The 26,787-nt window shown below is 58.7% G+C and carries 21 protein-coding genes and 1 pseudogene; 14 read left to right on the top strand and 8 right to left on the bottom strand.

Annotated elements, in window-relative coordinates:
- Window positions 1–57: 57 nt before the first annotated feature.
- Window positions 58–1,164 (bottom strand): Rid family hydrolase, encoded by a 1,107-nt coding sequence (locus HWX74_RS05005; RefSeq protein ID WP_176012502.1) that lies wholly within the window; start codon window positions 1,162–1,164, stop codon window positions 58–60.
- A 46-nt stretch (window positions 1,165–1,210) separates the two neighbouring features.
- Between HWX74_RS05005 and HWX74_RS05000 the strand changes: the two genes are divergently transcribed.
- The 9 genes and pseudogenes from HWX74_RS05000 (at window position 1,211) to HWX74_RS04960 (ending at window position 14,969) form a co-directional block, all read left to right on the top strand.
- A complete protein-coding gene (locus HWX74_RS05000) occupies window positions 1,211–1,453 on the top strand; it encodes a hypothetical protein (protein WP_176012501.1) in 243 nt (80 codons plus the stop codon).
- Window positions 1,454–1,564: 111 nt separating this feature from the next.
- Window positions 1,565–2,656: a LacI family DNA-binding transcriptional regulator gene (locus HWX74_RS04995; RefSeq protein ID WP_176012500.1), complete on the top strand. Its 1,092-nt coding sequence runs from the start codon at window positions 1,565–1,567 to the stop codon at window positions 2,654–2,656.
- Window positions 2,625–3,410 carry a type II secretion system protein gene (locus tag HWX74_RS04990; RefSeq protein WP_176012499.1) on the top strand — a complete coding sequence of 262 codons (786 nt, stop codon included), beginning with the start codon at window positions 2,625–2,627 and terminating at the stop codon, window positions 3,408–3,410. The genes HWX74_RS04995 and HWX74_RS04990 overlap by 32 nt, the downstream gene beginning before the upstream one ends.
- A 302-nt stretch (window positions 3,411–3,712) precedes the next feature.
- Window positions 3,713–4,717, top strand: a complete 1,005-nt coding sequence (locus tag HWX74_RS04985) for a LacI family DNA-binding transcriptional regulator (RefSeq protein WP_176012498.1) — start codon at window positions 3,713–3,715, stop codon at window positions 4,715–4,717.
- Between the two features lie 128 nt (window positions 4,718–4,845).
- Complete coding sequence (locus HWX74_RS04980; protein ID WP_176012497.1) at window positions 4,846–8,256, top strand: DNRLRE domain-containing protein; 3,411 nt, start codon at window positions 4,846–4,848, stop codon at window positions 8,254–8,256.
- An 84-nt stretch (window positions 8,257–8,340) separates the two neighbouring features.
- On the top strand, window positions 8,341–9,951 hold the full coding sequence (locus HWX74_RS04975) for an alpha-galactosidase (RefSeq protein ID WP_176012496.1): 1,611 nt from the start codon (window positions 8,341–8,343) through the stop codon (window positions 9,949–9,951).
- A gap of 105 nt (window positions 9,952–10,056) precedes the next feature.
- Entirely contained in the window at window positions 10,057–12,153 is a 2,097-nt protein-coding gene (locus HWX74_RS04970) for a hypothetical protein (RefSeq protein WP_176012495.1), read from the top strand.
- Window positions 12,154–12,400: 247 nt separating this feature from the next.
- Window positions 12,401–13,189, top strand: a complete 789-nt coding sequence (gene budA / locus HWX74_RS04965; protein ID WP_176012494.1) for an acetolactate decarboxylase — start codon at window positions 12,401–12,403, stop codon at window positions 13,187–13,189.
- Between the two features lie 28 nt (window positions 13,190–13,217).
- Window positions 13,218–14,969, top strand: a pseudogene (locus tag HWX74_RS04960) (amidohydrolase).
- 39 nt (window positions 14,970–15,008) lie between these two features.
- Here the strand turns inward: HWX74_RS04960 and HWX74_RS04950 are convergent.
- The gene (locus HWX74_RS04950; RefSeq protein ID WP_176012492.1) at window positions 15,009–15,701 is read right to left on the bottom strand and encodes a hypothetical protein; all 693 of its coding nucleotides are present in this window, start codon (window positions 15,699–15,701) and stop codon (window positions 15,009–15,011) included.
- Between the two features lie 235 nt (window positions 15,702–15,936).
- Between HWX74_RS04950 and HWX74_RS04945 the strand changes: the two genes are divergently transcribed.
- From HWX74_RS04945 to HWX74_RS04935, 3 genes are read left to right on the top strand one after another with little or no spacing between them, the layout of a single operon-like run.
- A complete protein-coding gene (locus tag HWX74_RS04945) occupies window positions 15,937–17,013 on the top strand; it encodes a GntR family transcriptional regulator (protein ID WP_176012491.1) in 1,077 nt (358 codons plus the stop codon).
- A gap of 33 nt (window positions 17,014–17,046) precedes the next feature.
- A complete protein-coding gene (locus tag HWX74_RS04940; RefSeq protein WP_217704852.1) occupies window positions 17,047–17,781 on the top strand; it encodes a type II secretion system protein in 735 nt (244 codons plus the stop codon).
- Between the two features lie 31 nt (window positions 17,782–17,812).
- The gene (locus tag HWX74_RS04935) at window positions 17,813–19,939 is read left to right on the top strand and encodes a DUF6259 domain-containing protein (protein WP_176012489.1); all 2,127 of its coding nucleotides are present in this window, start codon (window positions 17,813–17,815) and stop codon (window positions 19,937–19,939) included.
- 29 nt (window positions 19,940–19,968) lie between these two features.
- Here HWX74_RS04935 and HWX74_RS04930 read toward each other — a convergent pair whose 3' ends face one another.
- From HWX74_RS04930 to HWX74_RS04905, 6 genes are all read right to left on the bottom strand, one after another.
- Window positions 19,969–20,775 (bottom strand): creatininase family protein, encoded by an 807-nt coding sequence (locus HWX74_RS04930; RefSeq protein WP_176012488.1) that lies wholly within the window; start codon window positions 20,773–20,775, stop codon window positions 19,969–19,971.
- Window positions 20,776–20,824: 49 nt separating this feature from the next.
- Complete coding sequence (locus tag HWX74_RS04925; protein WP_176012487.1) at window positions 20,825–21,925, bottom strand: dipeptide epimerase; 1,101 nt, start codon at window positions 21,923–21,925, stop codon at window positions 20,825–20,827.
- Complete coding sequence (locus HWX74_RS04920; protein WP_176012486.1) at window positions 21,922–23,319, bottom strand: SH3 domain-containing protein; 1,398 nt, start codon at window positions 23,317–23,319, stop codon at window positions 21,922–21,924. The genes HWX74_RS04925 and HWX74_RS04920 overlap by 4 nt, the downstream gene beginning before the upstream one ends.
- Window positions 23,320–23,466: 147 nt before the next feature.
- Window positions 23,467–24,093, bottom strand: coding sequence for a hypothetical protein (locus HWX74_RS04915; protein ID WP_176012485.1), 627 nt, complete (start codon window positions 24,091–24,093; stop codon window positions 23,467–23,469).
- Window positions 24,090–24,641, bottom strand: coding sequence for an H-X9-DG-CTERM domain-containing protein (locus HWX74_RS04910; protein WP_176012484.1), 552 nt, complete (start codon window positions 24,639–24,641; stop codon window positions 24,090–24,092). The genes HWX74_RS04915 and HWX74_RS04910 overlap by 4 nt, the downstream gene beginning before the upstream one ends.
- Window positions 24,638–24,940, bottom strand: a complete 303-nt coding sequence (locus HWX74_RS04905; protein ID WP_176012483.1) for a hypothetical protein — start codon at window positions 24,938–24,940, stop codon at window positions 24,638–24,640. The genes HWX74_RS04910 and HWX74_RS04905 overlap by 4 nt, the downstream gene beginning before the upstream one ends.
- Between HWX74_RS04905 and HWX74_RS04900 the strand changes: the two genes are divergently transcribed.
- Together HWX74_RS04900 and tig are read left to right on the top strand one after the other, a co-directional pair.
- Window positions 24,939–25,364 carry a hypothetical protein gene (locus tag HWX74_RS04900; protein WP_176012482.1) on the top strand — a complete coding sequence of 142 codons (426 nt, stop codon included), beginning with the start codon at window positions 24,939–24,941 and terminating at the stop codon, window positions 25,362–25,364. The genes HWX74_RS04905 and HWX74_RS04900 overlap by 2 nt on opposite strands.
- Window positions 25,365–25,451: 87 nt before the next feature.
- Complete coding sequence (gene tig / locus HWX74_RS04895; RefSeq protein ID WP_176012481.1) at window positions 25,452–26,771, top strand: trigger factor; 1,320 nt, start codon at window positions 25,452–25,454, stop codon at window positions 26,769–26,771.
- Window positions 26,772–26,787 lie beyond the last annotated feature (16 nt).

Here is a 26,787-nt window from a genome sequence, read left to right as displayed (position 1 = left end):
TATTTTACATTTAAAAAACAGTGAATGCAAATGTATTCGCTATTTTTCCGGAAAAAATTACCGGAAGGCGGCGAAGCGTTCATCGCCGCGCCGGTTGATGGCGATGCCTTCGAGTTCGACCAGCCAGCCGGGCCGGCAGACGGCGCCGCGGACGATCAGCCGCGGCAGGGCGTCCGGCAGTTCCTTGGCCAGTACCGTTTCGACCGCCGCCAGATCGGCCGGGTCGCGCAGGTAGACGAGCAGTTGTTTGAGGTCGCCGAGTCCGGCGCCGCCGTGCTCAAGCAGGGCGGCCAGATTTTCGATGGCCCGACCGGCCTGGCTGGCGACGTTGCCTTCGTGGACGATCAGGCCGTCGCGGTCGATGCTGGCTGTCCCGGAGAGATAGTAATGCGACCGGTCGCCGAAAACCAGACGGGTGCCGCGTTCGAAGGTGACGCCGTAGATATGAGTCGGCGACAGATGGTCCGGGGCTTCCAGGTAGACGACCTGTTCCGGCCGGTGGCCGAACAGGGCGAAAGAGTCCATCCTGACCAGCCGGGAAGGGGCCTCGGCGCTGCCTTCGATGCCGGTGCTGGCGATGAAATGAGTGTCGGCGCGCAAGCCGTGCCGCTCGAAAAGTTCGCGGCGGGCGCTGACCAGTCCGGCGTAATTGTTGTCGATGTCACGGCAATAGAGCCAGGTGCGCTGCAGATTGTTCTCCAGCGTACCGCCGTGGCGGGCCAGGATTTGCTCGGCGTGATGAAATTCGGCGGCAGTCTGGGCGGCGCTGCCGCTTTCGGCGTGAAAATGGCGGTTGAAGAAAAGCAGCCGGTAGGTTTGAAGGGCAACCAGGGTGGCGTCATCTTCATCCCTGACCGGTTCGGCGCCGTCGATATGATATGCTTCCAGGCCGATCCGGCTGCCGTCGGCCGGCGCCTGGCCGACCATGGAAACGGCGGTGGCGGCGTCGGGCAGCAACCGGCGCAGCAGCGGGACTTGATTGGTGGGATCGCTCAGATGGAACCGCAGCCAGACGGCATTGGCTGAAGGCGCCGCACGCCGATAGGCGTCCCACAACGCTTCGGCTTCGGCGGTGAAATTCCGGCCGCCGCCGGAATTGGCGGTAAAAAATCGTTCCGTTCGTCCGTTTTCACTGGTGAATGCAGTCCAGTCGTTGGGTGCCATGGCGACTCCTTTTATTATATATATAAATTACTATTTAACATATAAAATGAAAAAAGCAACCGGATTGGCCGGAAAATCGAAAAAATCAACGGCGGCAAAGAAATTTTCCGATTTGACCGGTGGAACCATCGGACTGGAAAGATGGTCGTTAACAGTGGAAATCCGGTCACGCGGCGGGCAGGGACTCCTCTGGAAAAGAAAGAAAAAGAAAGAAAAATTGGAAAAAAAAACAAAATTTTTACGAAAGGTATTGACAAAAAAGATTTTTTTTGCTATAATACTCTCATAGAATGAAACGATTCATTTTTTCTTTTCCTGACAAGCGTCTTCCGTCCCGCTCGATTGAATGGGAGAAGGAAGAAAAAGTTAAATGAAACGATTCGCGGAAGGATTCATAATTATGCCCGGAACCAACAACAGCATCACGATCAGGGAAGTAGCGACCAAAGCTGCGGTCAGTGTTGGTACGGTTTCGAAAGTCCTGAACGGCGGCAATTGCAAGCCGGAGATCCACGACCGGGTGGAGAGCGCGATCCGCGAGCTCAATTACCAGCCGAATCCTTATGCGCAGGCGGTGCGTTCGATGAAGATCAACTGCATCGGCATCATCGTCGAGGCGCGCTGCCGGGAGAATAATCTGTGGATGCACGATTTGTTGCTGGCGTTGTTCGAGGAGGTGTCGCAGTCGAAATATTTCACCCATGTGATGTATGTCGACTCGACCGCCGGGAAGTTCGATTTCAACGGCATGGCCAAGCGGGTGAACGGCATTATTCTGATCGGCACCTTTGAAGCGCCGTTCTATGAGGCGTACAACCGTCAGTTCGACGTGCCGACGATCTATTACTGGAATGAATGTCCGGCCCGGAACGGCATCTTGGTGAAGGTGGAATTCTCCAATGCGATCCGCCAGTTGTTTGAGCATTTCCTGGCGCTGGGCCATACCCGGATCGCCATGATCAGCGCCAACAACCCGAGCGACCTGGACAAAGCGGATTGCTGGGCGGCGATAGCCGATGAACTGCTGCCAAATTACGATCGCGGCCGTATCCGGATCGCCGCCAGCGGCAACGACACCTCGCAGCTCGGTTACGAGTCGACCCGGGAGCTGCTGGAACGTTATCCGGATACCACGGCGATTTTCTATGCGGCCGACAATCTGGCGATCGGCGGCATCAGTTATTTGCGGCAGCGCAAGCTGCGTTTTCCGGAGGATTTGAGCCTGGCCGGTTTCGACAATACGGTGTGGGCCAAGAATGTCATCCCGGCATTGACCGGAATCGGTTTCGATTTCACCGAATTGGCGTGCAAACTCTGTTTGACGCTGATCGGCCGGATCGAAGGAACTGACACCGGCAAAGCGCCGGTGGTGCAGATGCGGTTGGAACGCTGTGGAAGCAGCGCAAGAATAAGTGAACGGGAACAATCGATAACCCCAAAAACAAGGAAGAGAACGGATCATGAAACAGACAAGAAAATTCACGTTGATTGAATTGCTCGTGGTCATCGCCATCATTGCAATTCTGGCCAGCATGTTGCTGCCGGCCCTCGGCAAAGCCAAGCAGGCGGCGCAAATCATCAAATGTACCAACAACATGAAGCAGTTGGCGCTTGGCGTCATCCTTTATTCGACGGATGAAAATGATTATGTTCCGATCGAAAAGGCCGGTTGGAGTGGGACTGGCGAAGGACAAGGCTGGGGCATGTTTTACGGTAGCAGATACTGGATGAATTCATTGATCAATGACTATGGCATGGGCTATGATCTCTTCAAGTGTCCGAGCAACACCACTTATATGGCTACGGATGAATCCAGCACTTACAAGGCGGGGATAGGGTATGTCGAACATTTGCTGGATTGGGGATTGAGTGAATTCGGTGAGACCAACTATGCTGTGAACGGCCGTGGTTTGATTACTAGCGACTGGATGAAGGGGATTGGAGGTAAATTATCCAAGGCGGAGTCACCGAGTCAAACGGTAATGATGATGGAAAGCTACATTCCGATGGGAGCCGATGGCGTAAGTACCTGGGGCGAGAGGTGCTCATCTTTGTACGGCACCAGTGCGACTATGCTGCGTGATCATGGTGGCCAGGCTGCCTTGTTCTCCGGAGTGGATGGCCATGTCGAAAGAGCCAAGCCGAATAAAGGTAAAATGGGCATGTATATGGTCCCGGATACCAGCAAGTGGACGGCGGCTAACGAGAATGATTGGTACTTCGGGCAGTTCTTCTACATTCCGTAAACTGTGTGATTTTGGTTCGCCTCCGGTTGGGGGCGGACCGAAAATTTCCGATTGCCGGCGGGGCCGCAAACTTGCCGAAAAGAACCTTGAATAAAGTAAAAAAATTTTTCGTGACTATTGACAAAAAACGGTTTTTCTGCTATAATTATAATTTGAAACGTGAAACGATTCATTTTGTTTCATTTTTTCGGAGCAGTCGGGAAGCCGTCGGTCTGACCGGGCGGACGGAATGACAGCGTTTTGGATCAATAGGGCGACAACGTTTGAAAAGGGTTCGAATCATGGCCGGAGCGGGCGGGAAGGTGACAATCAAGGAAGTGGCGGAAAAAGCCGCGGTCAGCGTCGGTACGGTTTCGAAGATTTTGAACGGGGGCACCTGCAAGCCGGACATTTACAACCGGGTGCAGGATGCGATCCGCGAGCTCAATTATCAGCCGAATCCCTATGCGCAGGCGGTGCGTTCGATGAAGATCAACTGTATCGGCATCATCGTCGAAGCGCGCTGCAAACAGAGCAATTTATGGATGCACGATTTGCTGCTGGCGCTGTTTGAAGAGGTGTCGCAATCGAAATATTTCACCCACGTGATGTATGTCGATTCGACCGCCGGGAGGTTCAATTTCAACGGCATGGCCAAACGGGTCGACGGCGTCATCCTGATCGGTACATTCGAAGATGCTTTCTATGAGGCGTACAATCGTCAGTTCGACGTGCCGACGATTTACTACTGGAATGATTGCCGGGCGAAAAATGGCATTCTGGTCAAAGTCGAATTCGCCGATGCGATTCGGCAGTTGTTCGAGCATTTTCTGGCGCTGGGCCATACCCGGATCGGCATGATCAGCGCCTGCAATCCGAGCGATTGGGACAAGACGGCCTGCTGGACGCAGATTGCCCGCGAACTGCTGCCGGATTACAATTTCGACCGGATTCGGATCGCCGGCAAGAATGACGACACCTCGCGGCTCGGTTATGAGCTGACCCAGGAGCTGCTGGAGCGTTATCCGGATACCACGGCGATCTTCTATGCGGCCGACAACCTGGCGATCGGCGGCATCAGTTACCTGCGGGAACACCGGCTCGGTTACCCGGAGGATTTGAGCATCGCCGGCTTCGACAACACCGTGTGGGCGAAGAACATCATCCCGGCGCTGACCGAAATCGGTTTCGACTTTACCGAGCTGGCCCGGAAATTGTGCCTGACGCTGATCTCGCACATCGAGAAAACGGCGCCGGCGGCGACGGCTCCCGTCGTGCCGATGCGCTTCGAACGCTGCGGCAGTACCGCCCGGGTGCGGAAAGGCTGAAAATAGCGGAGGAAAAAAAGCGGAGCTTTTAAAATAGTTGAACCATAATATGTGATTGCAAATTTTATGATATTTTTTTTGAATGGCGAAAAAAGAAATTCCGATCGACCAACTGAGGATGATTTTATATGAAGCACCAGAAATTGATCGTCTCTTTCGGCGGATTGCTGACCGGCTTGGCGGCGGTTTGCGGTTATGCCGATGCGGTGGAAATAACGGCGGCGCCGCAGCGGGTGGCGTTGCAGAGCGGCTGGATTGATGCCACGCCGCGGCTGGGGGGAACGGCGGCGTTCGACGGCGGGCCGCAAATTCTGACGCTCCGGTTCGACCTGTCCGAAATGCCGGTCGGCAGCCAGGTGGAAAAGGCGGAGCTGCTGTTGCGTGCCGGCGATCCGCTCGATTGGGGCAAGGAGGGGCGCGACGGTGTTTTGAAGCTCGGGATCTTTCCGATCAACCGTTATTGGAATAAATTTACCAAAACGCTGTTCACGCTGCCCGGCGTCATCGACGCCGAGCCGGAATTGCAGGCCGATTGGCGGTTCGACTGGCAGCAGCCGCTGGTGCTGGACGTCACCGGGCTGGTCAAAGCCTGGCGCGACGGTTCGCGGAACAATTTCGGTCTGCTGCTGCAGGGGCTGCCCGACGATCAGGGCAAACCGGAAGCGGATATGTTCTTGGTGCCGGAGGCCAAATTGCGCATCGTCGGCAGCGGCGGAACGGCGGCGGACTGGACGCTCGACGCGGTCGTCCAGTCGCCGGAACCGGCCGGAGGGGAAGCCGCTTACCTCTTTCCGGACGGTTCCAGGGTTGCCGCCGACGCGCTGCCGGGCAGACTGATCAGCGGCAACCGCGGCGTGTGGGGCAGTTATCAGCAGCCGAGCGGGGCGTTGGTCGCTTTTACGCAGCCGGTCTTTCAGAGTGACAGTTCGATCGGCAAGGCCGCTGACGCGATCGTTGACGGCAATCTGGAGACCGGTCTGGTCATGCCGGCGCGGAGTGAGGACGCGATGGCGGTCTGGAAGTTCCCGGCGGCGGCCGATTTTGCCGAAATCGATATCGAAGCGGCGGCGCCGTTCAACGGAATGCCGTTTGAATTGACCTTTTTCACCAGCGACAACGGACAGGATTGGCGGAAGCTGCGCTCCTTCGTCCAGCACGGCCGGGGCAAACAGTTCTACCGGATTGCCTTGCCGGAAGGGAGCCGCGGCAGTTATTTCGCGATGGCCAATACCGGCAAAGCCGCGCTGGAAGTCTTTGAAACTTTGCTCTGGGGCGAGGCCGAATACCGTCGGCCGGAAGGTCCGACCGGCATTTTGCCGCAGGTCGCTTCGCTCGGCAAGCAGAAATGTGCGGTGCCGGTGCTCGACCGGAAATTTTCGGTCGGACAGTTCGATCCGGAGGCGCTGAAGGAATTCGGCGTTTTCAAAATGACCGAATTGAACAGCGACGCTGTCGATTTGGAGACCAATGCGTATATGGCGCTCGGCGCCGATGGCTTGTATATCGTCTTTGAAAACATGGAACCGGCTTTCGACCGGCTGGCCCGGCCGCAAGGTTCCTGGCAGGACGATCTGGTGGAAGTTTACATCAACCGTTTCGATCTGGACCAGCGGCGGTATTATCACTTCGGCTTGACCAGTGACGGCAAAGTGTTGCTCGATACCTCCGCCGTCATCGATCCGGTGAAGGGCGAGGGAAAATTCGAACCGGAGTGCGGCGTCATCCGGCAGGAGGACCGCTGGTACGGCATCCTGCGCATCCCGCTGGCGGCGATGTGCGAGAAGGGGGATTTCGAAGCGTTCCGCTGGCCGATCAACCTGGCCCGCCACCACCGTTACGGCGATACCGACCGGATCAGTTGTTACCCGGCGGTGCCGGAGCTGCACGTGCCGATGCTTTTCGCCGTGCTGGAGGCGGAACAGCATGAGCTGACGCCGGAGACCTATTTCTCCTTCCCGCTGCTCAAGGACAGCAGTTTCAGCCGTGAGACGCTCGAACGGTGGCGGAAACGGCTGGGCGGGCTGGCCGACGCCGAGGTGATCGCCGCGCCGACGCCGATGGAGTCGGAGTGGATTACCGCGCCGGTGCTGCCGACGGCGGATCTGAATGCTTCCCGGCAAGTGACGATGGTGCCGGACGAGGTGGAGAACATCGCTTATACCCTGACCAATCCGTCACCCGATGCCGCCCGGCAACTGACGCTTTCGTTTTCCGGATTTGTCGCTGACGACGGTAAACCGGCGCCGGAACTGCAGGCGGAGCTCGGTGTCGCCGGCGTCGTCCAGCGGCGTCGCGGCGTCGCGGTGCGGCCGCTCTTCCTGGAGAGCAATTTCCCCGGCAGCGGCCTGTTGCGTCAATATGTGCTTAACGCCGCGGAGATCGAACAGTTTCCGACCTTGACGCTGCGGCCCGGCGGCAGTGAAATCGTCACGCTGCGGGTGCGCTCTGCCGCGGCGAAACCGGGCAAATATACCGGGACATTGCAGGCCGGCGGAGTCTCGCTGCCGATCACGGTGGAAGTGTGCGACATCGCGCTGGAACGCCCGGGGGATTACTGCTATAACAACTGGAGTTCGCCGACCGGTCAGAGTTCGGTGCTGCGCAGCACGGTTTACGAGGACAATGAGGCACAGTACTGGCTGGACAGCGGCATCAATATCGTCCAGACCAATCCGCTGGAGCATCCGGAAAAAGTCCGGGCGCTGGAGAAGAAGATTCCCGACCTGAAATATCTCTTCGTGGTTTCTTCGAAATATGCCCATCTCGGCTATACCGCTTCCCTGCCGGCCGCCGATTTCAACGAGGAGCACAAGGCGGAAATCCGTTCCCTGGTCGGCGACATCCGGGATAAGATGCTGGCGGCCGGTTACCGGAAGGACCAGTTCTTTCTGGAATTGTGGGACGAACCGGGCGTCGGCCCCGGCACCGATCTGATGCGCGAGATCATGAAAACGATCAAGGAGTTCGACCCGGAGCTCAATTTGTACGCCGATCCCTGCTGCTGGGGCGGCAACGGCTTCCGTTCCGAGGAGGATATCTACAACCAGTTCAAGGGCTGGTACAACGAATACGTCGACCTCTCGGTGCCGATCGAAGGCATTTACTTCGGCTTCAACGGCAAGGATTACCCGAAGCTGCGCGAACTGTGGGACGCGCCGCGCCGCTTCAACAGCTTCTACATCCATCCCTGCCCGGGGCGGATCATGCCGTGGAAGTCGTTCAAAGCCGGGCTGGACGGCTGGGGATATTACTCCTATTTCGCGCCTCGCGAAGACGCCTGGAACGACCTGGACAGCGGTGAAATGGATTACGAGGTGGTCTACCCCGGCATTACCGGTCCGGTCATTACCATCGAATCGGAACAGATGCGCGAAGGGTTTGAAGATTATCTGCTGCTTTACGCGCTGCGCCGGGCCGGCAGGACGGCGGAATTGGAAACCGTGCTGGCCAGCCTGGAAAATCCGGACGTGCTGAACCGGAGCGCGTCGTCCAGCGTCTTCGAGGCCCGCCGGCAGTTCCTGCTCGATGCGTTGCGTTGAAGACAGTTCCGGGCCCGGCGTCGCAACCGGGCCGGATCGAATCGATCATATTAGCGACAAGTGTAAGGATGGAAGAAATTGAAAATGGAAGAAACCGTATGGCGGAAGCCGCAGCCTTGTTATCAGGCCGTATTGTCGTTGAATCTGCCGCCGGAAGCGGCGTTTATGTACCGGTCGGCCAACAACATGGTGCCGCTGGCCTCCTCGTCGAGTCTGTTCGCGCCGCCGGCGTTCGACGGGGAATACTTCAGTGAGGATGTCATCGTCGTCGGCGATGAGAATTCAAAGCAGTTCGTGCTGGCCGGCGCTTTGACGGCCTTCCGGTCGCTCAGTTATTTTTCGCTGGTCAAACGCGGCCGTTTTCACTCCATCCTGCTGAAACAGCCGAATATCCGGCCGGACGAGGAGCCGGAGAAAGTCGTCGTCCTGACCGGCGACGACTGGCGGCTATTGCTGCAGCGCTATGCCGACCTTTCGGCGCGGGCGATGCAGGTGGCGCCGATTCGGGCGGCGGAAAATGTGACCGGCTACTGCACCTGGTATTACTATTATGCCGATGTGACCGAACGCGATCTGCTGGACAACCTCGCCGCGCTCGGCGATGAACAGAAGCGCGCCGAATATCCGGCCCAGTATGTGCAGATCGACGACGGCTATCAAACGTTTCAGGGCGACTGGCTCGACCAGGACAGCTCCTGGCCGACGCCGCTGGCCGAGATCGGCAAGCGGATTCGAGGAGCCGGCATGACCGGCGGGATCTGGCTGATGCCGTTTCTGGCCTCGTCGGCGAGCCGGATTTTCCGGGAACACCCGGACTGGTTTGTCCAGGACATTCGGAATCAGCCGCTGGTTTTCAACGGCTGGTCGCCGCCGCCGGACAACTATTGGGCCTGCCTCGACGCGACCCAGCCGCAGGTGCAGGCACACCTTCAAAATGTGTTCCGGACCTTCCGGAACTGGGGCTTTACGCTGTTCAAACTCGATGGCCTCGGTTTTGCCCTGCCGGACGGCCGCCGCCGCGATCCGGATTCGACGCCGGTCAGCGCGTTCCGGCAGGGAATGCAGGCGATCCGCGAAGCGGTGCCGGATTGCACGCTGCTCGGCTGCGGGGCGCCGTTCATGCCCTGCCTCGGTTTCGTCGATCACTGCCGGGTCAGTCCGGATACCGCCCGCTGTTGGGAACCGCAGCATCAGCCGAACAACAGCGTCGTCAATACCGGGGCGCCGAGTATCGTCAACGCGCTGCATTCGACTTTGACCAACTGGTGGATGATCGACCGCTGGTTCCGGGCGGACCCGGATGTATTGATGGCGCGGCAGGACAACGCCTTCTATACGGTCGGCGAAGCGCGGCTTTCGGTGCTGACCGGCATTCTGACCGGCATTTCGGTCACCAGCGACAACCTCAACACGATCGCGCCGGACCGGCTGGCGCTGTTGAAAAAAGCGGTTCATTTCCGGCTGCACGGGCCGTGTCCGCACCAGTGGAAGCCGGATTCCTGGCCGCAGGTTTTCCTCGGTACCTGCCGCGGGCGCCGGGCGGCGGCGATTTTCAACGATTCCAACGAGGCGATGCAGTATTCGCTGGCGGAGCTGGGATTCGCCCATACCGCCAATGAAGTGCTGCAGGATCTCGGCAGGATTGCCGGAACTTTGACGCTGCCGCCGCACGATGCCGCTTTGCTGATCGAATGACTGCTGGGTGAAGCGGGCCGCCGGCCGGAATTGAACCGGTTCAGTCGAGGTCCGGCGGCGTTTCCCAAGCGTTTTACAACCGAAGAAAACAATCTGGAGCCTCCGATGAGAATGAAACGTTTCCTGCTCTCCTGCCTCAGTTGTTCCATGCTGTCCGGCGCCGGCGCCGCCGAAACGGTCAACCTTGCCGCCGACGCGGAAATTTCATCCCGCGCCAATCCCGACCGGGTGGAACTGATCCGTGACGGCCGGCTGGATCGCGACCATACGCTGCCCGGTTCGATTTATCTGGAAAAACCGGCCGGCTGGGGCGACGAAATCACCCTGCGCTGGCCCGAGGCCAAACGGATCACCGGTGTCGCGGCTTTCCGCGCCGCGCCGGCGGCGTTTCCGGAATATGCCGATGCCGACCGGATTGAAGTGTTTGCCGCCGACGCCGCTGGAAATTTCTCCATTCCGGTGGTGCTTGCCGTGCCTGGGGAGTGGCGAGCGGAAAAATTCAACGGCCAGGCGGCCGAGGTATTGCGTTATGATGAATTGAACGTCGCCACCACTGCGCTGCAGGTGAAATTCCTCCGGCCGGGCGGCACCTGGAGCCAGCTCGGAGAATTGGAGGTTTACGGCGGTCCGGCCGGCGATTTCGTGCCGGAAGAACGCCGGGCGGCCGCGCCCGAAATTCAGCCGCTGCCGGATTCGCCGGCAGTGATTGCGGCCGGCGACCTGGTCGTCTGGAGTGAAAACCCCTGGCGCGACACCAAAGGCGGCACGCTTGGCGTGCCCGACGCACCCCTGCTCGGAAACTGGACGATGCCGATGCTGCGCGGCGATATCGAACAAAAGATGATCGGCATAAGCAACCGCTCCGACGCGCCGGTGACTTTCCGGGTCGCGGCGGCGAGCACATTGCCGGAAAATACGGCGAAATGCGATCTGCTGGTGGTGACGCCGATCAAAACCCGCGAGCATGGCGACGCGCTGTTGAATCTTTTCGCCGCCGACCAGCTCCGGGGATTCGGCGAAAAACTGCCGCCGTCGTTTCTGGATCAGGAAATTTACCGGAATTACCCGGAAATCACCCTGCCGCCGGGTCGTCAGGTGCGGCTCTGGCTGCGGATTGCCGCCTTCGTTGGGGAAAGCACTCCGGAACCGGGCGATTACACCGCTACCGTCACCCTCTCCGGCGAGGACGGCCGGCTGCTGGCCGCGCCGGAAATCGCCGTCCGGATATTGGGCGGTTTCCTGCCCCGCCATCCGTCGCGGCAGGTGATGACCTACGGCGGCGCCGAAGCGGAAGACGACAAGCTGCATTATTCGACCGTCAATGAGGGCTTCCGCGATTATGTGTTCAATAATTTTCTCTCCACCGCCGGCCTGTGGGGCGTTCAGGACGATTTGGCGGCGCTGTCGACGACCAATCCGAAACAGTTGAACGCCGTGGTGGCGGCCGGGCTGGAAAAGTATTACGGGAAATATCTGGCCGAAGGAATGCCGGAGGAGCGCATTCTGGTGGAAATCCTCGACGAACCCTTCGACCGGACCGCCGACAAATGGGTCGCGGTGGCCCGCGCCATCCGCGCGGTCAAACCCGATGCCCGGCTGATCGCCAATCCGCCGGCTCATTGGCCGGAGGGCAACATGCCGACTACGCTGGACGGCACCTTCCGCAAGCTGGCGCCGTACGTGGATGTCTGGATGCCGTATTCACGCCATTACGAGGACCCGGAAGTCGAGGCTTTTCTGCGCTCGACCGGCAAACCGCTGTGGTTCTACAACAACTGCGCAGTGCAGCATGCGCGCGACGAATCCGCCTTTGTGCCGGTGTTCCGGCGGTTCGGCTGGCTGGCCATCGCCAAAGACCTCGACGGACTGGGGTTCTGGTCGGCTTATTTCCCGGTGGGCGATCCGTGGGATGACTTCGACCGGACCGAAGTCTACACCTGGCCGGATGCGGCGGTGGTGTTCCGCGATTACCGCGGCCGGGCGATTCCGACCCGGAACTGGGAGTCCTGGCGCGAGGGGATCGAGGATGGCGAACTTTACCGGCTGATCCGGCACGCGCTGGCGGCGCTGGAGTTGTCCAGGGAAACCCGCGAAGACATGGAACGCTTCCTGGTCGACGCGCCGCGTATCATGCTCGAAGAGCCGACGCCGGAAAATATTGAAAAAATCCACGCCGAGGCTTACCGGCTGTTGCAATTCTGATCCGGAACGGCTTCCCGGAGCGCCGGAGAATTTCCGTGAAGTCGCCCCGGGAACGTTTTCCCCGCCGCCGCCCGGCCGGTCCTCATTTGGCGCGACCGATCGTCCGGAGGGAACACTCGGCGGCGGCCGGTTGAGCCGCCAATCCGGCTTCCTGGTTTGACAACAGATACTTCCGGCGATACTTTACTGTTGTGGGGAGAGTTGCTGAATCGGGATAATTGTCCAAGCTGGCGGGGAGGAGAAGACGATGAAACGGATTTGGACGGCGGGGGTGTGCTGGGCTGTTTTGGTCATTTTACTGGCCGGTTGTGCGGGCTCCGATGCCCGGATTACGCAGATCGCCACGATTGATTCGCTGCTGGCCGGCGTTTACGACGGTTCGGCGACAATCGGCGCTTTGAAGCAATATGGCACGCTGGGAATCGGCACGCTGGACAAGCTGGACGGCGAAATGCTGATGCTGGACGGCGTCGTCTATCAGATCCGCGCCGACGGCAACGTATATCTGCCCGGCGATGACCAGACCACGCCGTTCGCCGCTGTGGTCGATTTCCGGCCGGAAAAAGTCGTCGAATTGCCGGAGCCGGTGTCTTTGGGCGTTTTGCTCGATCGGCTTGACCGGCAGGCGCCCAACCGGAATGGCATGGTCGCCATTCATCTCCGGGGCGAATTTCGACGGATGCGGACCCGTTCGGTTCCGGCCCAGCAAAAGCCGTACCGGCCGCTGGTCGAAGTGACCAGGCATCAGCCGGAATTCGAACTCGGCAGGATAAGCGGCGATCTGGTCGGCTTCCGGCTGCCCGCCTATGTCAAAGGCATCAACGTACCGGGCTGGCACCTGCATTTTATCTCCGCCGGCCGGCAGCAGGGCGGGCATGTCCTGGATTTCGAACTGGACAGCGGCAGGCTGGAATTGGCCGAGATTTACGATTTCCGCATGATTCTGCCGCGGGAATCCGACGCTTTCGCCGCTGCCGACTTGAGTGTGGACCGGGCCGGGGAGCTTCATGAAGCCGAATCCGCCCAAGTGGAATAAAATGCTTTTTTAGAGGAGAACGTCGGGAATGAAGGAGAATCGATTGTTGCGGCCGCCCAAATTACAGACCTTGCTGATGACATCCGCTTTGGGAGTGGCCGGAGCGCTGGCCGGTTGTCATTCCGTGGTATCTTCGGAGGTTTCCACGGCTGTTTATTATAACGGCAAAGTTTATACCGCCGACCGGGAGAATCCGTCGGCCACCGCTTTCGTGGTGCGGGACGGCAAATTCATTTATGTCGGCGATGACCGGGGAGCCCTGGAATATGGCCGGGGCGTCGATCTGGCCGGAAAACGGGTGATTCCGGGAATCGTCGATTCGCATTGTCACCCGGTTTTGACTTCGGCATTGATTGCCCTGGAGCCGATTACCGTGCCTCCCGAGGCCGATTTGGCGGAGACCCTGGCCTGTTTGAAAGAAAAAGCCAACGACGCCGACCACCGCGGACTTCCTTTTGTCCTGGGTTTCGGTTTCGGAACGAACTGCCGGCCGGTCCGGGCCGTCGACCTCGACCGGATCATTCCGGACCGTCCCGCCGTCATTTTCAGCAGCGACGGCCATGCGCTGTGGATCAACAGCAAAGCGATGAAACTGGCAAAATTGACCAGGGATACTCCCGACCCGGTTCCGGGCGGCAGCTATTTCGAACGCGACGAACGCGGCAATCCGACCGGTTTTGTGGTTGAAACCACCGCGTCATTCAATTTGCTGCGCGAGCTGGGAATTTTTTCGCCGGAATATATCCGGATGGGGTTGAAAGAAGTTTTGGCGCTCTTTGCCCAGAATGGCGTCACTGCCGTTTTCGAAGCGGGATTCGGCGCCATCCGGGAACAGGTCGGGCTTCAGGCGCTGCGTGAAATGGAGCGGAATGGGGAGCTGACGATGCGCTTCTTCACCAGCTATTTTTATTTCGGTCCGCCGATGGACACGCCGGAAAATATGCTTGAAGTGATGATGGAAAATCGGCGGGAATTCACTTCCGAGCTGATCCATGCCGATACGCTGAAAATCATCGGCGATGGAACTTTGGAAGTGCAGACTGCGTGGATGGCCGAAGATTACCTGCCGCCGGCGGAAGGACACGGCGGAGCGCTGATTCGCCTCAAAGATATGCTGCCGGCGGGCAAACTGGCCACCGGGCACGGATTCAATGTTCACAATCATGCGATCGGGGACGCCGCCATTGCCGAGGCGTTGGACTTCTATGAAGCGCTGGGCGGAATCGAAGGCACCAAAACCATTTGCCACGTCTAGGTCCTGCCGGCCGACGGCGTCCGGCGTTTTATCGAACAGGATGACGTTTTTTATCAGACGACGCCGTGCTGGCTGATCCATGACCAATATACCGAGGAGGTGCTCGGCCGGGAACGCTACCTGCGTCAGGTGCCGCTGGCCTCCTTGCTCAAAGGCGGAGTGACGTTGACTTTCGGCAGCGATTTTCCCGCTTCGGACGGTCCGGTCGGGGTGAATCCGTTCTTCAATATGTGGGTTGCGGTCAATCGCCGAACCGATGAGACGATCGCTCCGCCGAACAGTGAAGGAATCGAAGTCGGGGACTGCATCGACGCTTATACGATCAACGGCGCCAGGCAGCTCGGGGCAGCGGACCGGATCGGCAGTGTTTCGGTTGGGAAGAGCGCCGATTTTGTGATTTGCAGTGATGATCTGCTCGCCATCGATCCGCAGAGACTGAAAGAGGTGAGCGTTGAACAAACATATTTTCAGGGGAAATGCGTTTATGAGCGGGAAAATTTCCCGGCCGCGAAACAGACGTTTTAAGCGTTGAAAACCGGACTTCGCCGCTTCACTGGGGAATCATCAGCCGGCGAATTCGCTTGCGGTCCGGGAATCGGGCCCGCCGGTGCGGGTGCCGTCCCAGAGCGGAACCGCGAGGAAAGTGGCCAGGGCGGCGGCGTCCTGGCGCAGCGGTTTCAGCCGGCCGTGGTCGACGATATTCAGCCGCCGGCCGTTGTTCAATACCAGATTGAGCTCATAACTGTAATAGGCATTCCGGCTGTTGCTGATGAATTTGGGCAGGATCTGCAGCGCCCGGATGGTTTCGAATGCGGCGCGGTCGCGGTGACATTCCCTGCTGGCGGCCGGTTGCCGGCGCCGGTCCGCCCAGTATTGTTTGGCCTCGGCGTCGAAGACGATCGGCCGCATTTCCAGCCACAGCAGAAACAGCCCCAGCGCGATGATGAACAGGCTGAAGAACAGCGGCAGCAACGAGAGCCAGTCGCTGCTGTTGCACAGATAATACCCCCACAGAACGCCGAAAAAGAGGCCGATCAGGACCGGAAGCCCGCCGAACAGCAACGCGGCGGGGCTGATTTTGAACTCCAGTTGCGACGGCTTGACCCTCTTCAACCGGTGCGTGCAGAAATTGCCGCCGCTGCCGCTTTTGACTGCCTGCCAGGCGGTTTGCCGCGCCGCCGGATCATCGGGGATCGTCAACGGCAAAGCCGGCGGGTCCAGCATCCATTGAAAGGTTTTCGGCTGCTTGGGTTCCATTGGCTGTTGTTTCCTCCTCCGGCGTTGTCATAAAGCAATTAGAACGACAAAACGATTGCCGCAATTGTTCTCTCCGGTAAGAATATAAATGTCCGGGCCGGGATGTGCAAACCGGCCGATCGGATAAAATGAACGCTTTTTTCAAGATTTTTGGCCGCGGGGGTTGACTTTTGATGAAAAATATACTATAATTATCTCTGAACAAAATATAGTTTACAATGAGCGAAGGATTCCTATGGTATTCGGCAACAATTTGGGCAGACAGACCGAAGTGGTCAAACAGGCGATCGTCCAGTACCTCTGGAACGAGCGGCTGGAGGCCGGGGAACGGATGCCTTCCCAGGCGGAACTGTGCCGGATGTTTCAGGTCGGGGCGGCGACGGTGACCCGGGCGGTGCAGGCGCTGGAAAAGGAAGGGGTGCTGGAGGCGCGCCGCCGGGTGGGCATTTTTGTCAGAACGCCGCGGCCGGCCGGGCATATGGCCAGTTCGGTCGGCATCATCGGCCAGATGCAGGACCGGGTGCATTCCTTCAACTGGCTCTGTTCGAAATATCTGCAGATTTACCTGCGGCGGAACGGCTGCAGTTGCACCGAATTTCCGTTCGAGGGCAGCCGGATGACCGATGCCGAGATCATGGATTTCCCGGGTTTGCAGGAGAGTTTGCAGCAGGGATTGCTGCAGGGAATCATCACCCTGCACAATGTATCGGATGCGACGCTCGGACAGCTGGAGGCTGCCGGCATTCCGGTCTGTTTTCTGGGGTCGTCCTCCAATTCCGCCTGCGGGACGGTGATCGATCTTCTTTCGCTGGTGGACGATGGACTGCAAACGCTGCACGAAGCCGGCTGCCGCCGCCCGGCCGTCGTTATCGGCGCGCTTTTTCAGGAGAGCAAGCGGCAGCTTGAGGCGCTTCTGCGGCATTACCGGCCGCAGCAGCCGGCCGCCGGCATTCTGGAAGACGCCAAACTGGAAGGCGGCTGCAACCTGGCGCGGCAGTTGCTGGCGATGCCGGCGGCACAGCGTCCGGACGGGTTGATGGTGTGCGACGATTTCATCGCGCAGCACTTCTTTGCCGAACTGGTTCGGCTGCAGGACGTGGCGCTGGAATACTGGCCGCTCTGCGTCAATGTCTGCAACCTCCAGGCGTCGCTGGATTTTCCCTGCCGCGAACTGGCGCGTTACGAAGTGGATATTCAGGAGATGGCCGAACTGGTCGGTTCACTGATGATGCGGCGCTTGAAAGATTTTGAAGACGGCCGAATGCAATTATACCGTTATTTACCCGGAAAGAGTTTGAAAAAATACCGATAAAATATGAAAACAACCCAAAAGCAGGAGGAAATCATGCGAAAAAAATTTACACTTATCGAACTGTTGGTCGTTATCGCGATCATCGCCATTCTGGCCAGCATGTTGTTGCCGGCGCTGGGCAAAGCCAAGGCGGCGGCGCAGAGCATCAAATGCATCAGTAACTTAAAACAGCTCGGTCTCGGCCACGCCTTTTACCAGAATGACAATGACGATTGGACGATGCCGGCCTCGGTTACCGGCGTCGACGCCTGGGACAATGCCGGCGGCCAACGGATTTACGGGCAGGAATTGATCGACAGTTACGGTTATGGATTTGCGTTGTTCAACTGCCCCGGCGCGGAAGCGTCGGCTCGGGACCGCGATCAGTTGCTGCAGGAGAAGGAGTTCGGTTACGGAGTCAATCTCAACAGTTTCGGCACGACCGCTTGGACTGATCCGTGGCTGACGCCGCACAAGCTTTCCGAATTCGATTCCTTCGGCGGCATGGCGACTTTGATCTGGTGCGGCGATACATTGCCGACTTCGGTGGCGGTGGCGCAGCGCGGCAGCGGGGAATCCTGCTTCCTGAAATGCGACAGCGGCGTTTGGCCGCAGAACGCCGCCGCCGGCGCTTATCCGATTACCGCCCGCCATAACCAGAAGGCCAACGCCGTCATGCTCGACGGCCATGCCGAATCCGTCCATTACGGCAGCCTGGATTGGGACAGCATCCACTGGGCGCCGTACAACCTCGGGACCGGCAAACTCTGGTGGCCGGACTGGCTGTGAAGCGGACGGCGGCCGGAAAGGTTTGAACGGAATGAAAAATCGTTGGAAAAAGATGCTGCTGGCCGCGATGCTGGCCGGTTCCGGCAGTTGGGCGCCGGCGGCGCCGGTCGAATTCGGCAATGAACGATTGCAGTTGCGGTTCAATGCGCCGGAAAGAGGCATGGGATTGCTCGGCGTCGAAGACTGTGCGGCGAAAGAGAGTTTTTTCGTACCGGCGGAACCGGAAAAGGCGCTGTTGTGGCAGTTGGAGGTGACGCCGCCCGGCGAGGCCCGGGTGGCGGCGGTCGTCAACAACCTGACTCCGGCAAGCTGTTCGGTGGAGCGGGACGGCGGAACATTGCGGCTGAAATGGGAGCATATCGCGCTCGACGATGTGCCGGACGCGCTCGATGTCACGGTGGACGCGGCCTTCGACCCGTCCGGCCGGGCGGTCCTGACGATTCGGCCGGAGCTTCATTCCGACGCCTATACCTTCAATTGTCTGATTTTTCCGGCCGTCCGCAATGCCGTCCGGCCGGCGGAGCAACAACGGCTGTTGTTTCCGCGCGGCACGCTGGGAAGCCGGCTGACCGTCGAACCGCTGCAGGGCGTTTATCCGTCCTGTGAATCGCAACTGCAATTTTTCGGGGTGTTCGGCCGGACCGGCGGTCTCTACCTGGGCCTGCACGATGGCACGGCGGCGCGGAAATTTTTCCAGCTTGATGAGGCGCGCTCGCTGTGGATCTGGAATTACGGCATCAATACGACGCTGCCGGGACAATCATCGTTCCCGGCTTATCCGGTAGTGTTGGCGCCGGCCCGGTCGCCGTGGGAGTGCTGCGGTATTTATCGCGACTGGGCGACGGAACAAGTCTGGGCGCGGCGCGGCAAATGGTGCGACCGCACTTTGCCGCCGGGCGCCGACAACATTGCCCTGTGGCTGAATCTCGACGGACCGCCGGAACCGATCAGCCGCAACTTCATCGCGGAAGCCGGCCGGCAGGAACGGCCGCTGGCCGTCCACTGGTACAATTGGAACATTTACCATTTCGATCAGCATTATCCGGATTTTTTTCCGCCGCAGCCCGGTTTCCGGGAAGCGGTGGAAGCGATGCAGCGCGACGGCGATTTTGTCGTGCCCTATATCAACGGGCGGCTGTGGGATACCGCGCTGGAAAATTACCGGCAGGAAGGAGAACCCGGCGCTGCGAAACATGCCGACGGCACGGTTCAGCTTGAAGATTACGGCTCCGGCACGGTCCTGGCGGCGATGTGTCCGACTTCGGAAGCGTATCGCCGGAAAATCGGCCGGGCGGTGAAGACGCTGGTCGAAGAATATGGCGTCAAAGGCGTCTATGTCGATCAGGTCGCGGCGGCGGCTCCGGTGCTGTGCTACGATGCCGCGCACGGCCATCCGCTGGGCGGCGGCGGCTGGTGGCAGCAGGCTTATCGCGCAATGTTTCAGCCGCTGGCGGAACAGTATGAGGGAAAGGTCTATTTCGCCACCGAAAACGGCGCGGAACCTTATCTGGACAGTTTCGATGCTTTCCTGCTCTGGATGGCGGTGTGGGACAATGATTTTCCGTCACTGCCGGCGGTCTACGGCCAGTATGCCCGTTATTTCTGTTCGCCGGCGGAACCGGAGGATGACCTGCCGTCCTTTGCCGCCCTGTTGAGCCGTTGCCTGCTGTGGGATATCCAGCCCGGCTGGCTGCGCTGGCTGCATGGAACCGGCCGGGAACCGGACGGCGAAATCCGGCGGAGGCGGGATTACGTCGACCGGGTGGTCGCGTTGCGGGCGCTGGCGGCCGAGGTACTGCGCGACGGCGTATTGGTCGATGAGGTGCGGTTTGTCGAACCGCCGGAAGAAATCGAAGTCGTCTTTCACCGCAACGGCGACTATTGCCGGCCGCCGACGCCGGGCAGGTTCGCTTCCCATTACGGGACGGTCCGGGCCGCTGGGGACCGGCAGGCGCTGTTGGCGGCGATTGCCGAAATTTCCGGTACTGCGACGGAAACTTCGTTTGTTCTGGACCCGGTTCGCTATGGCGCGGCGTTCGCCGGCCGGACCGTGTTCCGCCTGTTCGAAGATGGCCGCCGGGAAGCGGTCGGCAAAGCCGGCGAACCGATCGAAGTGAAACTGCAGCCGTTCGACTTGCAGTTGTATTGGCTGGAATGATATAACGATCCGGCGAGAGCCGGGCGGCATCAGGCCGGAAAATCGCAACGGGGCGCCTGTTGCTGGGCCAGGCATTTCCGGTACAGTTCGATTGGGGTGTCGTCGCGCTTGACCAACCGGATGACGTCGGCCAGATATTCGGCCAGTGCCCGGTTGATTTGCCGGCCTTTTTCGGCGCTGCCGGGCGTCTGGTCGGCGGCCAGGTGCCACGGATGGTCGGCATACCAGTCGACCGTCGTCCGGATGCGCAGTTTCTGAAACGCCGCCAGACGGCCGAGCGGCAGACCGAAATCGGCTGGTCGCGGCTCTTTGACCAGTTCCGGGGCGATATCCATGGTCATGCTGGTTTCCACCTCGCCGCCGTGTCCGTCCACTTTGGCCCGGATCAGTTCGGCACGGGCTTCGACTGCCGGCGCATAGGGAAAGGTATTGTAGATCATGTAATCCTTGGATTTTTCCAGCATCATGTCCAGGAAGAACGCCAGGAAAGCGCCGTTGCCGCCGTGCCCGTTGCAGATGATGATCTTCTTGAGGCCGTTGCGGCTGATTTCGTCGCAGATATTTTCCAGCACCGGGATCAGCAATTCGCATTTCAGCGCGATCGTTCCCGGCAGATGCCGTCCTTCGGCGATCTTGCCGAGGAAATAGAACGGAAAGACCATCGCCGGTTCCAGCTCGGCGGCACGGACGCACTGTTCGTGAATGGTGATGACATCCTGGCCGAGCGGCAGGTGATCGCCATGACGCTCCAGAACACCGATCGGCAGCAGGCAGACTCCTTCGCAATCCTTGACACCCTGTTCAAATTCTCTGGCGGTCAATTTTTCCCAGTTCATGAAAACATCCAGTCCTTTCTGATGGCGGTTTGCCGGGAGACCCCGGATTTTATTTGAGTTCCGCAAGTTCCTGAAAATTCTTCACCGCGGCGATGCCCAAGCCCGGCGCGTCCGGCAGGACAATTTTCGGCCCGTTCATGACGATGCCGCCGGTCAGCGGATTTTTGCTGCACAGCGCCGGCCCGTCCAGGTCGATCCTGGTGATGACATCACTTCTGGCCGCCGCCAGATGCGCCGCCGCGGTGACGCTGATGCCGGATTCGAGCATGCAGCCCATCATGCACTCGGTGTGATACAGTTCAGCCAGGCCGGCGATCTGCAGTGCAGTCGATAAACCGCCGGTTTTCATCAGCTTGATGTTGATCAGATCGGCGGCGTGCCGTTCCAGTATTTCGATGGCGTCCCGTGCCGAAAAAACCGCTTCGTCGGCCAGAATCGGTATCGACGACCGCTCGGTTATCAGCCGCAGCCCGTCCAGGTCGTGCGCCTTGACCGGCTGTTCGATGAAGTCCAGCGGAATGCCGGCCCGCTCGATCCGGCCGACGGCGTACAGCGTTTCTTTGACCGTCCAGCCCTGGTTGGCGTCGAGCGATAATTTGACGCCGTCGCCGACGGCGGCGTGAATCGCCTGCAGCCGTTCCAGGTCTTCGTCGAGATTTTTACCGACTTTGATCTTCAAGGCATCGAAGCCGGCGGCAACCGCTTTCCGGCTGTCGGCCACCATCTTGTCGATCCGGTCGACGCTGATCGTCAGATCGGTTTTCAGGACATTCGGCCCGCCGCCGAGGAATTGGTACAGCGGCATGCCGAGGTATTGGGCGAACAGGTCGTACAGGGCGATTTCCAGCGCCGCCTTGCCGCTGGTGTTGTGCACCAGGTTGTGCCGGACGATTTTCAACAGCGAATTGAAGTTTTCCAGCGGCCGGCCGAGCAGTTGGCTGCCGAGCAGCCGGATGGCGCCGAGAATGGCATCGTGCGTGTCGCCGGTGATGACGGCGGTCGGCGGCGCCTCGCCGAAGCCGACCAGGCCGTTGTCGCTCTCGATCATGACGACGATGTCTTCGACGGCTTCCACGCTTCGCAGGGCGGTTTTGAACGGAGTGACCAGTGGAACGGAGAGCTGGCCGATGCGGATGGTTTTGAGGTTCATTGACGGTTTTCTCCGGCTGCATCCGGCAGCACGAAGCGCCGGCCGGTCTGGAAAAATTCCAGATAGTGCCGTTTGCCGGCCAGCAACGGTACGACCGGCGTGACGGAAACGCCGCGCAGTTCGAGCGATTGCCGGACATCATCCCGCATGAAAGCGATGCCGATGGTGTCGTGGATCATGAACGGTTCGCCGTCGGCACTGGTGCCCAGATAAACCATCACGTGTCCGGGGGTGAACAGCACGTCGCCGGGCAGCATGGTCTTCAACAGTGCCACCCGTTCCTCAAGGTTCAGCTTGCCGAAATCGAAGGTCAGGCCGATCGCGTCGTTCTGCTGTTCGCCGCCGTTGCGGGGCAGCACCAGGCCGAAGACCTTGAACACATCGTTGACATAGCCGGAACAATCGCGCGCCAGATTGCCGTGGCCCCAGCCGTAACGTTCGCCGAGGAATTTGAACAGTTGCCGGATCAGCTCGCGCCGGGTGTAAGGCAGATAACCGATATTGACGTCGGCGCTGCGGCTGACCAGCGCATCGTTCAATTGCAGCGTACCGTCGGCATTGCGCACCGGCAGCCGGATGACGAAACCGGAATAGGGCGACATGCCGTTGACCGAATCCGGCACTTCGTCGCTCAGCGGATAACGGCTGCCCATCTCCAGGCAGCGCAACGACAATTGTTCGTCGTCCGGCACCATGGCGGTTTCCACCTTGGCGCCGGTCACGACCAGGACGTCTTCGGCGTTTTTATAGTTCAGTACGGTCTGCCGGTCGCCGACGGCGACGTCGAGGACCGGAATCCAGCCGAGATAGTTGTAAGACTGCACCAGGAACCATTGCCCGTCGCCGGAGGTGTGCAAAATGGCCACCGGTTCGCCGATGAAAAGGCAGGTTTCCTGAAACAGATCGACTTCCGAATCCATTTCCGGATTGACATAGGATTGCCGGGTCGGAAAGGTCCGGACATTGCTGCGGTTGACAATCAACCCCCAGCGGACCGGATTCTGCTGATGGATGCCCCGGCGGTTGGCGGCTTCGGTCAACTGTCTGGCCACTTCCGGCGTCAACTCTTTGCCGTCGGTGGAGCTGATCGAGTCGATCGCTTCCAGCAGTTTGGTTCCTTCCAGCGTCTCCGGGTAATCGTTCAACTCGACCAGGGTCGGAACGGCGGCGAACTGCCGGCGGTTGTAAGTCGTGATTTCCGCTTCGGTCATCAACAGCAGATCCGGGTCTTTCAGCAGGTTGATCCAATAATCCGGATAGAGCATCGCCAGCGTGACGTCCGGCACTTTCAGCTCGAACTGTTGAAATTTCCGGCTTTCCTCCCGGGTATTGACGGCCGCCAGTACGGCGGACGACATCAATACGCCACAACAGATTGCTATCCATTTACTCATATTTTTTCTCCTGTGTTGATTTTAATATTTCGGCCGACTGGAAACCGGGCAATTATTTCCGAAGATAACGTCAGGATGATCGGTTATGTTTTGAACGGCGAAACCACAATCTTCCTTTTCCTGCCGGTTCAGGCGTCCCTTCCTCCGTCATATTTCACCTTTTCCTGATTCGATCTTTTTCCCGTTATCGGTCCCGGCCATTGCGGCATCCAATTGTCCGGCTTCCGCTTGAAGGTGTTCGAGCACGTTTGCTTCGTAATGGAATTCCGAATTGAGATAGTTGACCGCTTCCAGAAAATTATCGATTTCAGATACCGGAATTTGCCGGACGTTGCCGTTCAGCAAAATAACATTCAGCGTTTGGGTGCCGTTCGGCAGTTCGATCAGCAACGGGCACTGGAGCCACTGTGGGGCATTGTAATCATCCAGGGGACCGGGATACCGGAAATAGCCGCGGTAGCCGTGAATTTTACATTCCAGCCGGTTGCCCGGCAATTGGTCATTCGGGGGCAATTGCCGCAGGCCGGCTTGGCCGGCCCGGTCCGGCAGATAACCGTCATTGGCGGCGGCATATTCCGCCAGGCTGTTATTTAATTGGATGAGTCGATTTTTACACCTGATTTTTTCCGCCGCATTCCTGGCTTTGGTCAAAGCGGGCAGCAGGACGCAGAAGAGGGAGACCAGCAGAAGCAACAGCAAACTGCAGCCGCAGCCTATGCCTAAAAGCCACCATTTCTTTTTTGTCGACCGTTCGGGAGCTTTTGTTTCCGTCATTTTGCCTTTCCTTTGCATGATTGTTGAGGACAAGCCGGGGATTGTAGCAACTGGCTGAACCGCATTTGTCGCAATTCCGGTTTATAATCGTATTGAAGGCCCAATTGTTCCGGCAGCAGCGCCGGTTCGGCGGCCGGCCGCGATTCGACATGGCCGTCCAGGAAAAGAATGTGGACGACGCCTTCATGGCGGCCGGGCGTTTCGATGACGACCGGAAGAGCGGCGGCCGCCGTCATCGCCGCCGTTACCGGCCGCGGCGGCCGGTAACGGTAACTCGCAGCCGTGGCGTGATCGCGGCTGGCGGGACAGTGAGAGAGGTCGGTTGGCAGGGCAAGGGATTCCAGGTCCGCCGGATATTGACCTTGATGGTCGGCGGCATAATTAGTCAGTCGGCGGCCGATTTCCCGCAGGTTGTCCTGGCACCATAGTTCATAGAGCTGTTCCCGGTCCATTTGACCGGACGGCAACAGCCACCAGCCGATCAGGACCCCGGCCAGCAGCAGCAGTGCCCATTGCCGGTAAAGAGCCATCCGTCCGCCAGTTTTCATAATTTCATCCCAAGATTGCCTTTCCAATTGCCGAAGATGCCGTCCCGGGTTGTCCGGGGTGCATCCGTATAAAATATAAATGGACTGCCGTCGACTTTCAACCGGGAGAAAGCGCGTTTCCGCCGGCTTTTTGGCGCGGCAAAGGGTGAAATCGCCTTATTCCGTACTGAACGCAGGTTTTTGGGGGTCGTTGTCAGGCCAGCCTTGAAATGCGCGGCCGGCGGATTTCGCCGGTTGGCCCGTGCCCGGCCCGTGCGGGCGCTTGCGGCGTGAGCTGTCGAGGCAAAAAGCTTGCTCATGGCGTTATTTCGGCAGGAAAAAGATTTTTTTTGCCCATTGACATGGAACAAAAACGATTTTCAACAGTCTATCTTCACAGATGTGTTCTTTTTCGTTTCCCTTTTTCCCGTGACCCCGTTTCCCTTCCCAGGGGAACGGGGATCTTTTATTTCCGGCCCGCGGGATGCCGGATTGCGGAAAAAATATTTTCTTCATGAATTTGCCGGCATTGCCCGGAACAAAATTTTACCGTTGCCGGTCTCTTTCAACAGGTGTATTTCCTGGTTTCTCTCTTTTGCGAAAGGAATCCGTTCCTGCCCCGGAACGGGTTCCTTTTTATTTCGTGCCAATCGAACGGAAAGCGGTTCCGTTGCGGCTGTCCGGCGTCGGGATTTTAATCGGTTTTTAGCGAAAAGTTTGGCTGGGAGCGTAAAAGCAGTTTGAAAATCGGAAAATTCATTGTAAATTAGCTATTTAGACTTTTTGAAATTTATTGAGAACATTTTGATTTTGAAAGGATTTCTTACAAAGATGGCTAACAGCACTTCCGATATCCTGACGATGGTGGCGGCTGACGTCGCGCCGTGCCAGAAGAAATTTGAATTCACCATCGCTGCCGAGGCGATCAAGGCGGAAGCAGCCAAGACGGCCCGGCAGATTGCCGGCATGGTGTCGCTGCCCGGCTTTCGCAAAGGCAAAGCGCCGGCGTCGATGATCATGCAGCGTTATGCGTCGGAAGTCAAGGAAGAGCTGGGACGCCGGCTGGTCAGTGCCGCATTCGACAAATTATCCGCCGACAAATCTTTGGAAATCGTCGCCTGTTCGATGGCGGATACGCCGGAAGAGCTCAAACTGGATGCCGAATTCAAGTTCACGCTGCAGGCGGACCTGGCGCCGGAGGTTTCGACCGGCGAATACGTCGGGCTGCGGGTGGTGGTGCCGGAGGAAAAGGTGGAAGAGGCCGCCGTCGAGGAACGGCTGGATTATTATCGCAAGATGTACGGCAATTATGCCGAGATCGAAGGTCCGGCCCAGGCCGAGGATATGCTGAAAGTCAGCTATACCAGCGATTTCGAGTTGCCGGAAGGGGCATCGCCGGCGCTGCAGCGCCAGGTCAAATCCGACGAGAACTGGCTGTGGCTCAATGAGCCGGAATTTCTGCCGGGCGCCATCGCTGCGCTGACCGGGGCGGAAGTCGGCAAAGAATATACCTTTGCCTCCACCTATCCGGCCGATTGGCGCGATTCCGAGCTGGCCGGCAGGACGGTGCAGTATACGGTGAAAGTCAACGGCATCCAGCGCCGTCAGCCGTTGTCGGACGCCGAATTGTGCGAGAAGGTCAAAGTCGATTCGATCGAGGAACTGCGTGAATCGTTGAAGAAATCGATGGAAAATGAAGCGCAGAACACCCGGCACGGCAAAGTGCTGGAGAAAGTTTACGAAGTATTGAATGCGCAGGTGCCGGAGTTCACCATCCCGGCCGGCGTCCTGCAGAATGAAAGTGAAAAGATTCTGCGGTCGATGGCGCAGGAAAAGGTGAAAACCGAAGCGGACGGCGAACAGTTCAAGGCCGAGCTGGACCAGCACAAGCAGGAGGCCGAGAAACAGGCGGCGGAAAAATTGCGCCGTACCTTTATCTTCCGCAAAATTGCCCAGGCGGAGAAGATTGTCGTCACCCGCAATGATGTCGACATGCAGATTCGCAATATGAGCCGTTATTACGGATACAAGGAAAAGGATTTCCGGAAAATGCTGGAAAAATCCGGCGGTATGGATGAGCTGCAACTCGATATCCTGAACGGTAAAGTGTGGGAGTTCCTCGCCGCCAAGGCGGATGTTTCCGCCAACTGAAGCGGCGGATTACCTC

This window comes from Victivallis sp. Marseille-Q1083 (assembly GCF_903645315.1).
Lineage (GTDB): Bacteria > Verrucomicrobiota > Lentisphaeria > Victivallales > Victivallaceae > UMGS1518.
The sequence above is the reverse complement of the archived record's forward strand: the minus strand, read 5'-3'. Positions and strand labels throughout refer to the sequence as shown.

Excerpts from the sequence above, each read along its gene's own strand:
- HWX74_RS04925 (WP_176012487.1), bottom strand. The coding sequence starts at position 21,925 with ATGAACCTCAAAACCATCCGCATCGGCCAGCTCTCCGTTCCACTGGTC.
- HWX74_RS04935 (WP_176012489.1), top strand. The coding sequence starts at position 17,813 with ATGAAAAATCGTTGGAAAAAGATGCTGCTGGCCGCGATGCTGGCCGGT.
- HWX74_RS04975 (WP_176012496.1), top strand. The coding sequence starts at position 8,341 with ATGGAAGAAACCGTATGGCGGAAGCCGCAGCCTTGTTATCAGGCCGTA.
- budA (WP_176012494.1), top strand. The coding sequence starts at position 12,401 with ATGAAACGGATTTGGACGGCGGGGGTGTGCTGGGCTGTTTTGGTCATT.
- HWX74_RS04980 (WP_176012497.1), top strand. The coding sequence starts at position 4,846 with ATGAAGCACCAGAAATTGATCGTCTCTTTCGGCGGATTGCTGACCGGC.
- HWX74_RS05000 (WP_176012501.1), top strand. The coding sequence starts at position 1,211 with ATGAAAAAAGCAACCGGATTGGCCGGAAAATCGAAAAAATCAACGGCG.
- HWX74_RS04905 (WP_176012483.1), bottom strand. The coding sequence starts at position 24,940 with ATGAGCAAGCTTTTTGCCTCGACAGCTCACGCCGCAAGCGCCCGCACG.
- HWX74_RS04945 (WP_176012491.1), top strand. The coding sequence starts at position 15,937 with ATGGTATTCGGCAACAATTTGGGCAGACAGACCGAAGTGGTCAAACAG.
- HWX74_RS04900 (WP_176012482.1), top strand. The coding sequence starts at position 24,939 with ATGGCGTTATTTCGGCAGGAAAAAGATTTTTTTTGCCCATTGACATGG.
- HWX74_RS04915 (WP_176012485.1), bottom strand. The coding sequence starts at position 24,093 with ATGACGGAAACAAAAGCTCCCGAACGGTCGACAAAAAAGAAATGGTGG.
- HWX74_RS04920 (WP_176012486.1), bottom strand. The coding sequence starts at position 23,319 with ATGAGTAAATGGATAGCAATCTGTTGTGGCGTATTGATGTCGTCCGCC.
- HWX74_RS04995 (WP_176012500.1), top strand. The coding sequence starts at position 1,565 with ATGCCCGGAACCAACAACAGCATCACGATCAGGGAAGTAGCGACCAAA.
- HWX74_RS04950 (WP_176012492.1), bottom strand. The coding sequence starts at position 15,701 with ATGGAACCCAAGCAGCCGAAAACCTTTCAATGGATGCTGGACCCGCCG.
- HWX74_RS04910 (WP_176012484.1), bottom strand. The coding sequence starts at position 24,641 with ATGAAAACTGGCGGACGGATGGCTCTTTACCGGCAATGGGCACTGCTG.
- HWX74_RS04940 (WP_217704852.1), top strand. The coding sequence starts at position 17,047 with ATGCGAAAAAAATTTACACTTATCGAACTGTTGGTCGTTATCGCGATC.
- HWX74_RS05005 (WP_176012502.1), bottom strand. The coding sequence starts at position 1,164 with ATGGCACCCAACGACTGGACTGCATTCACCAGTGAAAACGGACGAACG.
- HWX74_RS04970 (WP_176012495.1), top strand. The coding sequence starts at position 10,057 with ATGAGAATGAAACGTTTCCTGCTCTCCTGCCTCAGTTGTTCCATGCTG.
- tig (WP_176012481.1), top strand. The coding sequence starts at position 25,452 with ATGGCTAACAGCACTTCCGATATCCTGACGATGGTGGCGGCTGACGTC.
- HWX74_RS04930 (WP_176012488.1), bottom strand. The coding sequence starts at position 20,775 with ATGAACTGGGAAAAATTGACCGCCAGAGAATTTGAACAGGGTGTCAAG.
- HWX74_RS04990 (WP_176012499.1), top strand. The coding sequence starts at position 2,625 with ATGAAACAGACAAGAAAATTCACGTTGATTGAATTGCTCGTGGTCATC.